16 protein-coding genes are annotated in these 15,636 nt (G+C 41.7%); 4 read left to right on the top strand and 12 right to left on the bottom strand.

Annotated features, from left to right (window positions below; genetic code table 11):
- Window positions 1–18 precede the first annotated feature (18 nt).
- The 5 genes from nhaC (BUB35_RS10270) to BUB35_RS10245 all read right to left on the bottom strand — a co-directional run bounded on the left by nhaC (BUB35_RS10270) (window position 19) and on the right by BUB35_RS10245 (window position 5,941).
- Window positions 19–1,437 carry a Na+/H+ antiporter NhaC gene (gene nhaC / locus BUB35_RS10270; protein WP_072851428.1) on the bottom strand — a complete coding sequence of 473 codons (1,419 nt, stop codon included), beginning with the start codon at window positions 1,435–1,437 and terminating at the stop codon, window positions 19–21.
- A 40-nt stretch (window positions 1,438–1,477) separates the two neighbouring features.
- Window positions 1,478–2,659: an aminotransferase-like domain-containing protein gene (locus tag BUB35_RS10265; protein ID WP_072851426.1), complete on the bottom strand. Its 1,182-nt coding sequence runs from the start codon at window positions 2,657–2,659 to the stop codon at window positions 1,478–1,480.
- A 60-nt stretch (window positions 2,660–2,719) separates the two neighbouring features.
- Window positions 2,720–3,616, bottom strand: a complete 897-nt coding sequence (locus tag BUB35_RS10260) for a phosphate acyltransferase (RefSeq protein ID WP_072851424.1) — start codon at window positions 3,614–3,616, stop codon at window positions 2,720–2,722.
- Window positions 3,617–3,654: 38 nt separating this feature from the next.
- On the bottom strand, window positions 3,655–4,716 hold the full coding sequence (gene buk, locus BUB35_RS10255) for a butyrate kinase (RefSeq protein ID WP_072851421.1): 1,062 nt from the start codon (window positions 4,714–4,716) through the stop codon (window positions 3,655–3,657).
- Window positions 4,717–5,170: 454 nt separating this feature from the next.
- Complete coding sequence (locus BUB35_RS10245) at window positions 5,171–5,941, bottom strand: IclR family transcriptional regulator (protein ID WP_072851416.1); 771 nt, start codon at window positions 5,939–5,941, stop codon at window positions 5,171–5,173.
- Between the two features lie 228 nt (window positions 5,942–6,169).
- Here BUB35_RS10245 and BUB35_RS10240 point away from each other — a divergent pair, with 228 nt between their 5' ends.
- From BUB35_RS10240 to BUB35_RS10225, 4 genes are read left to right on the top strand one after another with little or no spacing between them, the layout of a single operon-like run.
- The gene (locus BUB35_RS10240) at window positions 6,170–6,370 is read left to right on the top strand and encodes a 4Fe-4S binding protein (protein ID WP_022364170.1); all 201 of its coding nucleotides are present in this window, start codon (window positions 6,170–6,172) and stop codon (window positions 6,368–6,370) included.
- Between the two features lie 18 nt (window positions 6,371–6,388).
- Window positions 6,389–7,447, top strand: coding sequence for a 3-methyl-2-oxobutanoate dehydrogenase subunit VorB (locus tag BUB35_RS10235; protein WP_072851414.1), 1,059 nt, complete (start codon window positions 6,389–6,391; stop codon window positions 7,445–7,447).
- A 1-nt stretch (window position 7,448) separates the two neighbouring features.
- On the top strand, window positions 7,449–8,195 hold the full coding sequence (locus BUB35_RS10230) for a thiamine pyrophosphate-dependent enzyme (RefSeq protein ID WP_072851411.1): 747 nt from the start codon (window positions 7,449–7,451) through the stop codon (window positions 8,193–8,195).
- The gene (locus BUB35_RS10225; protein ID WP_072851409.1) at window positions 8,192–8,731 is read left to right on the top strand and encodes a 2-oxoacid:acceptor oxidoreductase family protein; all 540 of its coding nucleotides are present in this window, start codon (window positions 8,192–8,194) and stop codon (window positions 8,729–8,731) included. Before BUB35_RS10230 ends, BUB35_RS10225 begins: the two co-directional genes overlap by 4 nt.
- A 118-nt stretch (window positions 8,732–8,849) precedes the next feature.
- On the opposite strand, the gene BUB35_RS10220 is transcribed toward BUB35_RS10225, so the two are convergent.
- The 7 genes from BUB35_RS10220 to BUB35_RS10195 all read right to left on the bottom strand — a co-directional run bounded on the left by BUB35_RS10220 (window position 8,850) and on the right by BUB35_RS10195 (window position 15,461).
- Window positions 8,850–9,932, bottom strand: a complete 1,083-nt coding sequence (locus BUB35_RS10220; RefSeq protein ID WP_084730645.1) for an immunity protein Imm33 domain-containing protein — start codon at window positions 9,930–9,932, stop codon at window positions 8,850–8,852.
- Window positions 9,933–10,043: 111 nt separating this feature from the next.
- Window positions 10,044–10,967: a DUF3137 domain-containing protein gene (locus BUB35_RS10215; RefSeq protein WP_072851407.1), complete on the bottom strand. Its 924-nt coding sequence runs from the start codon at window positions 10,965–10,967 to the stop codon at window positions 10,044–10,046.
- Window positions 10,968–10,981: 14 nt separating this feature from the next.
- On the bottom strand, window positions 10,982–11,737 hold the full coding sequence (locus BUB35_RS10210) for a LemA family protein (protein WP_072851405.1): 756 nt from the start codon (window positions 11,735–11,737) through the stop codon (window positions 10,982–10,984).
- Between the two features lie 227 nt (window positions 11,738–11,964).
- Complete coding sequence (gene nhaC, locus BUB35_RS10205) at window positions 11,965–13,350, bottom strand: Na+/H+ antiporter NhaC (protein ID WP_072851403.1); 1,386 nt, start codon at window positions 13,348–13,350, stop codon at window positions 11,965–11,967.
- Window positions 13,351–13,408: 58 nt separating this feature from the next.
- Window positions 13,409–13,819 carry a Na+/H+ antiporter NhaC family protein gene (locus BUB35_RS19785; RefSeq protein WP_276326389.1) on the bottom strand — a complete coding sequence of 137 codons (411 nt, stop codon included), beginning with the start codon at window positions 13,817–13,819 and terminating at the stop codon, window positions 13,409–13,411.
- Window positions 13,764–14,900 (bottom strand): Na+/H+ antiporter NhaC family protein, encoded by a 1,137-nt coding sequence (locus tag BUB35_RS10200; RefSeq protein ID WP_084730643.1) that lies wholly within the window; start codon window positions 14,898–14,900, stop codon window positions 13,764–13,766. Before BUB35_RS10200 ends, BUB35_RS19785 begins: the two co-directional genes overlap by 56 nt.
- Window positions 14,901–14,930: 30 nt before the next feature.
- Complete coding sequence (locus BUB35_RS10195; protein WP_072851401.1) at window positions 14,931–15,461, bottom strand: hypothetical protein; 531 nt, start codon at window positions 15,459–15,461, stop codon at window positions 14,931–14,933.
- Window positions 15,462–15,636: the final 175 nt, after the last annotated feature.

Below are 15,636 nucleotides of genomic sequence, written 5' to 3'. Positions count from 1 at the left end.
TACGCCTCCTCAAAATGTTTATTTTTCTTTTTTTGCAGATAAATCACTGCTTTTTAAAATCGTAATTCCTGTAAATCCAAAAATGATTGAAACCACTGGATTAATCAAATTCAAAAGACAGTAAGGCAAATAATCCAGTGTATTAACACCTAAATATGTGCTCATAGCCACTGCACAGGTACACCAAGGAATCAAAGGAGAAGTCAAAGTCCCGCCATCTTCCAGCGCTCTGGACAGATTTTGTGGCACCAAACCCCTTTTTTCATATTCTTCTTGAAACATTTTTCCTGTGATCAATAAAGACAGATATTGTTCACCAGATGCAAGATTCATAAAAATACAGGTACAAATCGTTGAAAAAATCAGAGAACCAACGCTTTTTGCAAATTTCAAGATATTCTTTGCAATGGTTTCCAGCATACCTGTTACGCTCATAACCCCACCAAAGCTCAAAGAACATAAAATCAACGATAATGTCCACATCATAGACTGAAGACCGCCGCGGGTTAGCAATTCATCTACCATGGCATTTCCGGTCTCACTGATATAACCATACTGCAAAACATATCCCACAGAACTGATATCATGTCCCTGTACAAAGATGGCACAAAACACGCCCATAAATACGCTTAACATTAAACCTGGAATCGCGGGAATTTTAAAAGTAACCATGAAAATAATGAATACCAAAGGCAATATCAAAAGTGGAGAAATGACAAAAGACGTATCTAGAGCTGCCAACATCTTTTGAATCTCTATTGCATCTACTGTATCAGCAGAATAATTTTTGTTTAAAATCATAAAACCAATCATTGCTAATACATAGCTTGTACCCGTTGTATATGCCATATGTCGGATATGATCAAACAGTGTAGATCCAGCAATTGCAGGGGCAAGATTTGTCGTTTCTGAAAAAGGAGACATTTTATCTCCAAAGTAAGCGCCGGAAATGACGGCACCTGCCACCATAGGTGCCGGAATGCCCAACCCAGTACCGACACCAACCAATGCCAACCCGACAGTCCCTGCAGTTGTCCAGGAACTGCCGGTGGCAATACTTACCAATGAACAAATCACCATGGAAGTGACCAAGAAAAAATCAGGTGATAACACTTTTAGCCCATAATATACAATGGCTGGTACAATTCTGCCGGAAATCCATGCACCAATGATAAAACCAATGATCCCTGTGATCAAAATCGGCTGCATTGCAGAGTAAATTGAATCAAAAATTCCTTTTTCAATTTCATGCCAAGGGTACTTCAAATAAAATACACCAATCAGTGCCCCTGCAATTGTTCCCAACAACAAAGGAAAATGGATTTCAATGTTTAAAAACAGCTGACAGCACACCAACAAAACAATGACTGTTATCAAAGGTACTAAGGCAACAATGATATTCGGTTGTTTTCTCTTTCCAGTGTCACCTAATTCCATCCTGATTCCTCCTTATTGCTATCCTTACCTCCTAAAGATATCAAGCATGTTTTTTCAATACATCTGCCAACAAAACAATCCCTTTGCGAATCTGTTCTTCTGATACAGTTGTGAAATTCAGGCGCATTGCATTTTTCGCACCATCATTTGCATAGAAGAACTCACCGGGAATATACGCTACACCTGCTTCTACAGCTTCATCCAGAATGCCATCTGCATCCAGACCTTCAGGCAGTTCCACCCAAATGAACATACCACCTTCAGGGCGTGTAAATTTCACGCTTGCGGGGAAGTTTTCTTCCATCAAGGACAGCATCAGATCGCACTTTTCTTTATAAGCAGCCTGGATTTTGCGGATATGTCCTTCCACATCGTAGTTTTTCATATATTCTACAACCTGAAGCTGAGCAAATTCGTTACACTGCAGGTCCAGACTTTCTTTCAGTCTTTCGTACATCACTGCATGTTCAGGAGCTGCACAAATCCATGCTACGCGCAGACCAGGACAGAGGATTTTGGAGCAGGAGCCCAGATAAATGACTTTGCCCATGGTATCCATAGATTTCAGGCAAGGGATGTGTTCCCCTTTGAAACGGATTTCGCCATAAGGATTGTCTTCAATAACAACCACATCATAGCGGTTGATAACTTCCATGAACTGTTTTCTTCTTTCCAGTGTCCATGCTCTGCCAGTAGGATTCTGGAAATTAGGAATCACATACAGCAGTTTTACTTTGGGATTTTCTGCCAGCACACGTTCCAGATCAGAGATCACAATGCCATCTTCATCGGTATCTACACCCAAGAAGCTGCATCCATAAGGACGGCAAGCATTGATACCACCCAGATAGCTAGGGTTTTCTGCTACAACGATGTCGCCTTCATCCAGGAACAGCATAGCCGTCATTGCCAGCCCCTGCTGAGAACCAGTGGTCACAACAATGTTTTCCGGTTTCGCATCTACGCCTTCTTTTCTCTGCATTCTTTCTGCCAAAACCTGAAGCAGTTCTCGATTACCTTTGGAAAGACCATACTGGAAAGCCTGTTTACCTTTCTTTTCGATCATTTCCATGGTGGATTTTTTCAGATCATCCATAGGGAACAGATCTGGATCAGGCAGACCCGCTGCAAAAGAAATGACACCCTGTTTACTTGCGATTCTTTTCTGCACGCTTCTGATTGCGGAAGGTTTTACCCTGTCCATACGAATTGAATATCCCATAACATTACCTCCTAAATAAATGCTTTTCGCACAAAATTCTTCCTTAATATATACACAATATTATTTCGCTGCTGCCAGACATGCCAGCGCAATGGAATTGATTTTGATTTCAGGTGTATCGGAACGGCTACCCAAAATAACAGGTGCTGCCGCTCCCAGAACGATGCCTGCCCATTTTGCGCCATTAAACTGCAGCCAGGATTTCCCCATGATGTTGCCTGCTTCGATATTGGGGAAAATCAGCAGATCCACTTCTCCGGCAATCTTGCTGTCGATTCCTTTATGTTCTGCGGCATGTTTATCAAAAGCTACGTCAAAAGCAATGGGTCCTTCTGCGGTACAAGGAGGAAGCTCTCCTTTCTTCACCATTTCCACCAGAGCCGCTGCATCAACAGTAGAGATGACTTTGGGATCTACCATTTCATTTGCTGTCAGAATTGCCACATTCGGATTTTCAAAGCCAAGGTTCTTCATGGCATTCAGAGCACTGCGCATGATGACTTTTTTCTGTTCCAGATCAGGTGCTACATTGATGCCGCTATCGGAACAGTAAATCAGTTTGTGGTACTGCGGCAGTTCATACACTGCCAGCAGACTCAGCAGGTTGCCTGTACGCAGACCGTATTCTTTATTCAGTACGCCGCGCATATACACTGCAGTATTGACAATCCCTTTCATCAGGACATCGGCTTTTTTATTTCTTACCAGTTCCACAGCTGTTTTCATTGCTTCTGCTTCATCGGGGCAATCTACTAATTCATAATCTGTAAAACCGATCTTGTCTCCAATCTCGCGGATTTTTGTGCCATCCCCTACCAAAACAGGTTTGATAAAGCCGATTTTTGCCGCGTCACGAACTGCGGACATAACCGCTTCGTCCTGAGCAACTGCTACACTGACTGTTCTGGGTTCGATAGATTTTACTCTTTCCTGCAGATCCGTAAAATTTTTCAGCATATTTTTACCGCCTTTCTTCCTATATAATAGCAATCAAATCAGAGATACTCTTTCACTTCTTCTTCACCACTCAGAACACGCAGGGCACCAAGTGCCAAAGCTTCCATTTCCATTTCACCAGGAACAACGGCTTTGGGAGCCAGATAAGCAACTTTTTCATATACGTCATGGACAATTTTTTCGGAATAAGCAATGCCGCCTGTAAAGATCACACGGTCAACTTTTCCTTTCAGAGAAGCGCCATAGAGAGCAATTTCTTTTGCAACCTGATAGATGAAAGCATCCAAAATCAGTTTTGCTTTTTCGTCACCGTTAGCTGCTCTTTCTTCCACTTCTCTGGCATCTTTGGTACCGAGATAATCATACATACCGCCTTCTGCGCTGACTTTACGAACCATCTGCTCTCTGGTACACTTGCCGGAGTAGCAAAGTTCGATGAGCTGATATGCCAGCAAACCACCGCTTCTCTCCGGAGAGAAAGGACCATCGGTTCTGCCGCCACTACCGTCAATCATTTTGCCTTTTTCATGGGCTACGATGGAAATGCCGGAACCAAGATGAGCTACAATGAAATTGAAATCTTCATATTTACCGCCCATATCTTCTGCGACTTTTCTGGAAACAGCCTTATGGTTTAATGCATGGAACCAGCTGAATTTTTCCAGATCAGAAATGCCTGTGATTCTTGCTTCGGGAATCATTTCGTCTACAGAAACGGGATCGACAACAAAGGAAGGTACGCCGATCTCATCGCCGATGTTTCTTGCAATGACTGCACCCAGATTGGAAGCATGTTCGCCATTGATGGCATTTTTCAGATCTTCCACCATTCTGTCGTTTACCCGATAAGTACCGCCTGGAATGGCTTTCATCAGACCGCCTCTACCTACAACGCAGTCGAATTGATCCAGAGAAAATCCTTCTGCTTTCAGAACATCAACGATCATATTTTTTCGGTATTCATATTCATCAAATACATGAGGGAACTGTTTCAGATCTTCTCCTGTATGTGTAATGTTCTTTTTCAGGATCTCTTTCTTATCTTCATAAACAGCAACTTTTGTTGATGTACCACCTGGATTGATGACCAGTAAATACATAGCAGCACTCCCTTTCATTTGTTCTATTGTATAGAACCTTATTCTATTTTTGTTTCGCTGTACTAATATAAACACAATTCTGTTCTAATAACAACAACTTTATTCTATTTTGTATGCGAATTGTATAACACTTACATTTTTCACACACAAAAAATATACAAATTATCCATATCACATTTCATATAGTTTTCTACAGACACCATCACGCAATTATGTATTCCTTCATGCAAAGCATTTCGTATTTGTTTTCCTCTCTTTTTTGCAATAAAAAAAGCGCCTCTCTGCGCCTCTATTTAAAAAAGCAGTATTCTTTTGCTGAATCTTTTTAAAAACCGCAATGTCCTCCCACGAAAAATGTTTCTGACAAAAATAACATAGCTGGAACCCGAAGATTCCAGCTATACCTGTTTTCTTATATGGCAGCTTTGAAAGAAAAGCCTTTTTTCCAAGCAAATCATTTTAATTTTTCAGAAATTTCTCTGCCTATTTCCTTCAATCGTTTAATTTTTGTTTCATAGGTACTGTCTTTGATTCTAGTGGTAGGTCCAGACAAGCTAATGGCAGCCACTGCCTGTTTCGTGGAACCTTTCATAATAGGAACTGCGATACAGGTCAAACCCAATTCACGTTCTTCATCATCCACAGCGTATCCCTGTCTGCGAACCATTTCCAATTCTTTTTCTAAACCTTCGATGGTAGTGATGGTTCGTTCCGTGTATTTCGTCATAGGAAATTTTTCATACACACTTAAATCAATTTGATCTTTGAATGCCATCAGACACTTTCCTACTCCGGCACAATAGCACTCATTTCTGGAACCCAAATCAGAATTAAAGCCAAGAATCTGCTTGTTTTCTTCTTTGTAGATCATCACGCTGTGATAAGGGGCCCCATCACTGTGCTCCAATACAGATACATTCACCGCTTCTTTGAATTCATCATGAAGCTGTTTTGCATAGGGCTGGATGACTTTCTGCAAGCCGATCTTTTCGCCGATGCTGTGCCCAATGACAAAAAGCTTCATACCAAGACCGTACTTTTCTGTTTCAGGATTCTTTTCCACAAAGTCTTTGTTTTCCAATGTTGCCAATGTCCGATAAACCGTACTCTTGTATATATCCAGATCTTTGCTGATCTGTGTGATGGAAACTTCTTTCCCCTGTTCATAGAGATAATTCAAGATATCCAGCGCACGATCTACGGAATTGATGATAACCGATGTCATGTAATCCCACCTCCCTGTTCTATTGATTAGAACTTGTTTTTCACATTACCATAAAATTCTATGAAAAACAAGAGGCTTTCCAACGGATTTTCATCCACACATCTTGTGCATGTTGCACATAATTCAAAAAAAAGAATATTGGTAGTTGACATGTATAAATTCCAGTGCTATGATTGAGCCAAATTCTAGAACATTGTTTTATTTAGTGGAACACATGAGGTGCAATTCATGAAAGTATTGGTAAAACCGGAAAGATGTAAGGAATGTGGACTGTGTGATGCATTCTGTCCTAAAAAAGCAATCAGCCACGCGGATCATACCAACCTGGCTGGATATCATCCGGTCGTAATTGATGATGAAAAATGCATCGGCTGCGGTATTTGCTATACCACATGTCCCGATGGCGTATTCCATGTATTGGGAAAATAAATGAAGGAGGATTAGAAAATGGCTGAAATGATGAAAGGCAATATCGCAATTGCAGAAGCTGCCGTGCGGGCAGGGGTTCGCCTGTATGCCGGTTACCCCATTACCCCGTCCAGCGAAATTATGGAATATCTGTCCTGGCGTCTGCCGGAAGTTGGCGGCGCTTTTGTGCAGGCAGAAAGTGAACTTGCAGGTATCAATATGGTTTATGGTGGTTCCAGCTGTGGTGTCAGAGTTCTGACCGCTTCTTCTGGTCCTGGTATCAGCTTGAAACAAGAAGGAATTTCCGTTCTTTCTGATGAAGAACTGCCCGCTCTGGTCATCAACGTTGTTCGTTACGGCAATGGTTTGGGCACTCTGTTCTCCTCTCAGTGCGACTATTTAAGAGAAACACGCGGCGGCGGCAACGGTGACTATAGATGTATCGTTCTCTGCCCTTCCAGCATTCAGGAAGCTGTTGACATGGTTTCTACCGCTTATGAACTTGGTGAAAAATACAGAGTTGTCGTAGTCATGATGACAGAAGGCGCTCTGGGTCAGATGATGGAACCCGTTACACTGCCTGAATTCCAGGAACCCAAACGGAATTACTGGGGCTTTGACGGCAAATACTCCTATAAGAAAATCGGTATTTTCGATAGAGATTCCAAAAAAGAAGCTGTTGAACTGAACAAAAAATACGCTGAAATCAAAGCAAATGAACAGCGTTGGGAAGAAGAAGGCATTGAAGATGCTGACTATGTATTCGTTGCTTACGGCGTTCCCGGCAGAAGCACACTGGGTGCTATTCGTGAACTGCGGGCAGAAGGTCACAAAGTTGGCTTAATCAGACCCATCACTGCATGGCCCTTCCCTGAAAAAGCCTTTGAACATATCAACAAAAACGTAAAAGGCATCATCACTGTTGAAGCCAACGCTACCGGTCAGCTGGTAGATGACGCGGCTCTCTTTACCAAAAAAGTTCTGCGCGCAGATATTCCCGTTTACGCACTGCCTTTCGTTTACGGCGTGCCTCCCATCCGTGAAATCAAAGCCAAATTCGCGCAGATCCTTGCAGGCGAAATAAAGGAGGTATATTAAGATGGCTGTTGAAAGAAAAGTACCCGCAATTATCGACAATCCCATGTCCTTTTGTCCCGGCTGCGGTCACGGTATCATTATCCGCCTGATCTGCGAATGTCTGGAAGAACTGGGACAGGATCAGAATATCATTTTCCCTATCGGTGTTGGCTGCTCCTCCAACCTGGGCGGCGGCTTAGTGACAGACCGTCTGCACTGTCCTCACGGCAGAGCCGGCGCTGTTGCAACTGGTATGAAACGTGTCAATCCCGATAACATCATCATCACTTATCAGGGTGACGGCGATGCTTACAACATCGGTATTGCTGAATCCATCAATGCCGCTTACAGAAACGAAAACATTACCGTTATCACTGTCAACAATACCAACTTTGGTATGACTGGCGGTCAGATGAGCGTTACCACCATGGAAGGTCAGAAAACATCTACTTCCACCCACGGTCGTGACTGCTCCATCACTGGGTTCCCCATGCGTTTCCCTGAACTGGTTGCATCTCAATTCCACATTGCATACGCTGCACGCGGTACCGTCAGCAGCCCCGCACATATCAATCAGTTGAAAGGCTACATCAAAAACGCCATCGAAGCACAGATGAACAAAGAAGGCTATTCCATCGTTGAAGTGCTTTCTCCCTGCCCCATCAACTGGAATCTGACACCCATCAAAGCAATGGAACGCATTGACAATGAATTGATTTCCTATTTCCCTCTGGGAGAATTTAAACAAAGGAGCGTGAAAGAAGCATGAAAGAAATGGTTTTCGCTGGTTCCGGTGGTCAGGGTGTTCTGACCTGCGGTCTGATTATGTCTGATATTGCTGTTAGCAAAGGAATGAATGCCACATGGTCTCCTTCCTACGGTTCCGCAATGCGCGGCGGCACTGCTAACTGTACCGTAAAATATGGCGATGATTACATCTACAACCCTCAGCAGGAACAGCCTGACGTTCTGCTGGCTATGAACGAAGAATCTTTCCGTATGTTTATGCCAATCGTTGCACCTGGCGGCATTTGTGTCATCAGTGATATGGTTACTTGCGATACAAACATCCGTGATGATGTAACAGTCGTAAGAATCCCCTGCATGCAGATTGCAGATGAAATCGGCAACCCCAAAGGCGCAAACATCATCATGACAGGCGCTATCATTCATCTGGTAAAAGACTTTACCAAAGAAGAAGCAATCGAAGCAATGAACAATATGTTTGCGAAAAAAGGTAAAGCAAAATTCGCAGAATCCAACACCAAAGCATTAACTGCTGGTTACTATGCTGTGAAAGATTGATCTTATTACAACCATCCCCCAAATACACATTCCATAGAAAACACATCTCTCAAAAAAAGACTCTCTAAACCATCAAAATGGTTCAGAGAGTCTTTTTCAATGACATCTCAAACATCAATTATGAAAAATATTCTGGATTCATGAATGGTATAACCAGTTCTGTAATATTGTCGTTTTGATCGAATCCCCAATAAGCACTATAGATTCCATCTCCCATTCCGCTGGCAAACATGACCAGTTTTTTTCCGCTTTTGGGTAATTTCCATAACAGGAAATTTCCTGCGCCTGTTTCCATCGCAACACCACTCTTTACATTTTCTGCAAACAAGGGCGCAAAGTAATCCTCATACAGGTTTCCATTGGGGTATTCCCGATGCCACTCCTCTAGAAAGGTCTTATATTCCTTTGCTGTCATCGCATCTGCAAAACAAGCAAGTCCTGCATCTACACCAAAAAAGGAAAACACGCCAGGTTTTTGCAAATCAGCAGGTTCAAATCCTTTGGGCATAGCAATTTCATACCGCAAAGCAATTTGGTCACTGATTTTCAGCCTTGCCGCCGCTACTCTTACCCCTGCCAAAGCAGACCGGATCATAGCAAGTTCTACATCATAAGAGCCTTTCGGAATCTGCTTTTCCAAAGTTGTCTGATATTTCTCATTGCCTAAATAAACCATCGGGTCTGCAAGAACCACATTGCCTGTAGGAAAATCAACCTCTCCAACAGTGATTATTTCCATCTTTTCTGTTTTGCAAAACAGATTTTGAAAGAATGAAATATCATAAGTTTCTTGATTCAGAAATTTTAGATTTCTCTCAAACGCCATTTGCAAAGGATGTTTCACGGGTTCTCGAATTTCTTCCCCTGTTCTGGTATTCACAAAATACATCCCATCGCTGATAAATTCCAAGTCTGCGCCTATGGGCATATAAAAAACATTGCGTACCACAGGCTCTATTTCCATCAACGTAGAAAAATCCACCACAGCCAGGTTTTCTGCCTGATTGATATATTCTTGGGTATCTGTATGCCCCAGCGCAACCCATCCCGTGCCAATGCCATTGTTTTCCCGAAACATCCATTTCAGTTGGGATGTTCCCTCTAATAAAGATTTTGTGACAATGCAGGCACCCAGCGGTCTCTGATTTGTTTTGTCTGTGGTTTTTTTCTTATTGGTTTTGTTTTTGTCTAACAATCCCATGACGACCTCCCCTCTTTCCTTCTTTGATTTTAAAAAAGCCTGCAAAACGCAGGCTCAAAATATTTCTTATGGAACTGTAAGGTGTTTTATTGATTCTGCAACTTCAGTTATTTATGACACAATCAAAATTCCCTTTGCTTTCTGAATGAAATCCGCATCTTCCAGTATATACTCTGTTTGTTTTGATACTGGTTCGTCCATCACCGCATCAAACATGCTTTCCCGTTTCACTGCTGCAAACAGTTTTTCATCATAAAACACAAGAGAAATCTGACCTTCTACAGCATCAGCAAATTCCATGATTTTTTCCATGCGCTGGGGTGTCAAGATATAATAAGCATTGTGCTCATCCTCCGCATAAACCTGGAAACGATTCTGAAATGCTTCATTTTCTGTCTGAATCTGATATTCCGCCTTCCATCCGCTAAAACTTGACAGAAATTCTTTTTCAAAAATCTGTATATGTCCCTTGCTCACTTTTAAATCGTCGAATCCGAAAAGGCAAAGTACCTGACCGCTGAAAATTTCTTCGACTTTTCTCTTATCATCGCGGCGTACAGTCTTTTTGGTAACAACATCGCTAATGCGGAATTTTACATTTTCATATTCTCCAAAAAGCTGATCTTCACTTTCAAAGTGCTGTTTTTCCCCATTCGCAACGACCCCCGCATTTCGGATTTCATCCCATGTAAAACCGCCTTCTGGATGATATTCCAATCCTTCAAATCCAGGTATACCGTTTAACACCTGAATAACATACTTGGATTTATAATTTGAATTAAATTTCTCATAAGTACGGTGGACAACGATGTACCACAACAACCCAAAAGTCGCAATAGCAAGGACAGCTGCCGCAAAGACGATCTTCACCACAAAAAGCACGGACATGCCTTCTTTTTCAATCAATGCTACATAAAACATGCCTATATACAATACAAATGCCAAAAACGTCAAAACAATGGCAATATTTTGTCTTTTTCGTGCCTTATGCCGCATAATTTCCAGCTGTTCTTCGCTGATTATTTTTTCTTCCATATAACATCCCACTTTCAGTCAAAGTTTACTTTGTATTCCTTTTTATTCTCATCCACCTGATAGAAATCAGCTTTGCTCATTCCATGGATGCCAGCAATGATAGAATAAGGGAACATAACGAGCTTCTGATTGTACAACGATACATTGGAATTATAGAGCCTTCTTGCTGCCTGCAAATGTTCTTCTGCGTCAAAAATGGATTTCTGGAAATAATCCATGGACACATAGGAATACAGCACAGGGTATTGTTCTGACAAAGCATCGATAGCAGTTCCTACACCGCCCAACCCCTGCTGGATAGAAGCCAGCATACCAATCTTTTGGTTGATGTTCATTTTCTGCTCTGCAACACTGTTTTCATAGGCTTCTGCATTGGACTGATTTTTGTTTTTATGTTTTTGGGAGCCATGATGTTTTTCCATCTGCTTTTTGATACGATCCATCTGCTCCTGCTGTGCCTTAATGGTATCATCAATGGTCTTTAACGCTTCTTCGGACAGATGTTTTTTCTGCTCCAGAGTTTCTTCCTCCAGTTCTTTCCCTGCACGCACAGAAGTCACAGCTACATATGTATCATATTCATGCTGCAAAAACTTTTTCACCGCTTCGATTTCTTCGGAAAGCATATCGTATCTTTTTTCCAACGCCACATCAATGCCTGCACTGCCTTCTTCTACTTTAACAGACAGACGACGCAGTTTGTTGTATGCGGAAATATAAAACACGATAACGCAAAGAACCAATGCAATCACAATGATATAAACAGGCATACCACAACCTCCTCTAATGAAATTACTAAAAATTTAGAATTTATTTCCATTATACAATTATATGCCTTAATTCGCCACTAAAATTAAAGTTTTTACCTCCACAAAAATATCTGAAAAATTTTTCTGCAAAAATACTTCCTTATCTGTAAATATATAAATAAAGCAGTGAGAAAACAATCTCACTGCTTTAAACCACTTGATACAATATTTTATTTTCACAATTCTTTTCATTTCTCTAAATAAACCAGCCCAATCTTCCAGTGACTCAGAAGAATCACCATAATGGGTGCCAACCAGCATAAGAATGCGTATGGTCCATACTGCAAGGGAGAGATACCAAGCATGCCAAATACGACAATTCCGCAGGTATTCCATGGTATCAATGGTGATACGACTGATGCGCTTTCTGCCAGACATCTGGTCAGATTCAATGGACGCAACCCCCGTTCCACATAAGCGTCCTGAAACATATTACCGCAAATGACAGCTGTTACATAGTTATCCATAGCAAATAAATTCACTACGACACAACTGATAACTGTCAAGGTAATTAATGTTTCATCCTTTTTGACAAAACGCATCATTCTTTCCAAGAAGAATTGCAATATACCGGATACTTCCAAAACACCACCATAAGATACTGCGCAGAAAATCAACAAAACCGTTGGCATCATGGATAATATGCCGCCACGACTTAACAACGAATTTACCATTTCTACCTCTGTATTTCCAACAAAACCGCTGTAAGCCGTTTTCATAACTGCCGCAATTGTTTCCCCTTGGACAAAAATGCCGCAAAATGCACCGATAAATGCCATAAATAATATTCCTGGTATTGCAGGTATTTTCAATAAAATCACTGCAAAAACAGACAATACTGGCAAAATCAACCATGGGCTGATGACAAAATTCTCTGCCAATGTTTCTGTCATGAGCTGAATCTCAGACAAAGAGCCACCATTTTCTGTCTGATAGCAAAGCCCTACCACAACACATAAAATTAATGCAATAAAATAACTTGGCAGTGTATTTCTCAATACATTTTTGAAATTCTCAAACAAATTGACTCCTACAATGGCACAGTGCAGATTCGGCGTATCAGAAAGGGGAGAAAGCTTATCCCCAAAATAAGCCGCTGACACCACAATCCCTGCCGTAATATAAACAGGGATTCCGATCCCTTGGCTGATTCCAATAGCAGCGATTCCCAATGTTCCAATGATTGTCCAAGAACTTCCCGTGGCAACTGCGCAAATGCTGCATACCAGGAAAATCGTTACCAAAAATATATTCGGATGGATCATTCTTAACCCATAATAAATTAACGATGGTACAATACCGCCTTGAATCCAGGTACTGATTACCATTCCTACCATAATCAGAATCAAAAGAGCTTGCAGCACAGACTGTAAAGAGGATAAAATTGCTTGCTGTATCTCCTTCCAGCCCAGTTCCATTCGCATTGCCATCACCGATGTAAAAGCGATCACAAGGATAAAAGGTCCATAGGTATCCACATTTAGAACACCAATGGCAATAGATAATACAACAACAAGTAAAAGTAATGCCACGATAATTTCCCACAAATGGGGCGCTCTTACTTTTTTATCCATATACCATCTCTCCAATCTGTGCCGCTTTCTTTTGTCAAATAACACCCCGATTATGTACTTACGCCATCTGCGCCTTCGGTTCTGCATATTCCATAGAACTCTGAGTCTCATTTTCCTCATCAGCCAACAAAGCTTTTTGTTCTTCCGGCGTCAGACGTTTCATACCAATATTCAAATAAGCAAATACCACAATCACGATGGAAGGAATCCAGCACGAAAATGTATACGGCGCATATTCTACTGGCGATACGCCCAGCATCCCTACCATGACAATCCCGCAGGTATTCCAAGGAATCAGCGGAGACGTGATAGCGGCACATTCCGCCAGACATTTTGTTAAATTCAGCGGATGCAGTCCCCTTTTCACATATGCCTTTTTAAACATACTGCCTGTGATAACAGCAGTTACATAGTTATCTACGGCAATCATATTCAATACAATACAGCTCACAACGGTTGAAAGAACCAATGTGCCATCCCGCTTTACAATTTTCAGCACTTTCTGGATCAAAAACGTGCAGTACGCCTGTTGCTTCCAGAATTCCGCCATATGAAATGGCGCAGAAAATCAGAGAAGCAGTTCCCAACATAGATTCCATACCGCCACGAGTCAGCAGCGTATCTACTTCTGTTACTCCTGTTGTTCCTACATATCCATAATGAACAGCATTGATTGCATCTGCCAAACTGCCGCCTTGTACAAAAATGCCGCATAATGAGCCTACCAGTGCCATCAGGAAAATGCCTGGAATCGCAGGGATCTTAAAGAAAATCATGCCGACTACCATCAAAATTGGCAGAATCAACAGTGGATGGATCACAAAATTCGCATCCAGTGTACTTGTGATGATCTCAATGGAATTCATGCCTGTTTCACCGCTGGGTGCATATTTCATACCCACAATAGCACACAAAATCAGTGAAATAATATAGCTTGGAATTGTTGTTTTCAGAATAAACTTGAAATTATCAAACAAGTTTACACCAACAATGGCACAATGCAGATTTGGTGTGTCGGAAGGAGGAGAGAATTTATCCCCAAAATATCCGGCAGAAACCACAATACCTGCTGTAATTGGTGCTGGAATTCCAAGCCCTTCCCCAATGCCCATGGAAGCAACGCCCAGGGTGCCAACAATGGTCCAAGAAGTTCCTGTAGCAACGGCACAAAGGCTAGTTACCAAGAAAATCGTCACCAAAAAGATATTGGGATTGATCATTTTCAAACCATAATAAATCAGTGAAGGTACAATACCGCCATAGATCCATGCACCAATGACCATGCCTACCATTACCAGAATGATAATTGCTTGCAGCACCGATGAAAGGGATTTCAGCATGGTTTTTTCTAATCCTTCCCATGTATGCCCCATTCTGATTGCCATCAGTGAAGTGAAAACGATGACAATGATAAACGGAATATGGGCTTCCACCTGCAAAACAATGAGCGAATAGGATAACACTGCCACCAAAACAGCTAAAATGACAACGATTTCCCAAACATAAGGGTCACGAATAACTCTTTTTTTCTTTGCTGCCTTTTCCTCCATGTCCCCTTCCCTCCCTTCTGTTTTTCAAAATCAGTCTAACATGGAAAGTTCAAAAGGCTGACATTCTGTGTTATGGTTTCTTGCCACTTCATCATCTACGATTTTACCTTTCAATGTGCAAATGGATTTCATCAGGCAAGGATCATCAGCAAAAGCTTTCTTCAAACCTTTATTAGCAATTGCCTGAATATACGGACCAGATGCCATCAGCAGCGCTTTTGTAGAAGTTTTCGGGCACAGCGCAGGCATATTGGCTACATTGTAATGCAGAATACCCTCTTCAAAATAAATAGGATCCAGCAAAGAAGTATAGTGCATGGTTTCAATGACACCTACCCCTACAATATCGATGATTACTGCGTCTTTTTTCATTGTTTTTACAACAGATCTGGGAATCAGGCAAGGCTGATTAGGCTGAGGATAAATGGTATTGAGCAGAACGTCTGTCTGCGCAATATATTCGAGGGTATGAAGAAAAGTCTGTAAATAAGATTCTTCTATGATAAGACTGGGTGGAATGCTTTGAAATGAAGCACTCCACCTTTGTTTTATATATACCATCCAAAAGATGGCATGTCAATAACAGGCGGCTTTTCCGCCTGTTTTAACCAATCTGTTCTTTTTATTCTGGAAGCCGTCCTTCATACATAATACTTAATTCTCCGTAGACCTGACCCCAGTTCCGGATGGTGGTTGTCCATTTTTTTGTGGCTTCAAAGGTAGCCAGATACAGGGC

The organism is Anaerotignum lactatifermentans DSM 14214, from assembly GCF_900142265.1.
Taxonomy (GTDB): domain Bacteria; phylum Bacillota; class Clostridia; order Lachnospirales; family Anaerotignaceae; genus Anaerotignum; species Anaerotignum lactatifermentans.
The sequence above is the reverse complement of the archived record's forward strand: the minus strand, read 5'-3'. Positions and strand labels throughout refer to the sequence as shown.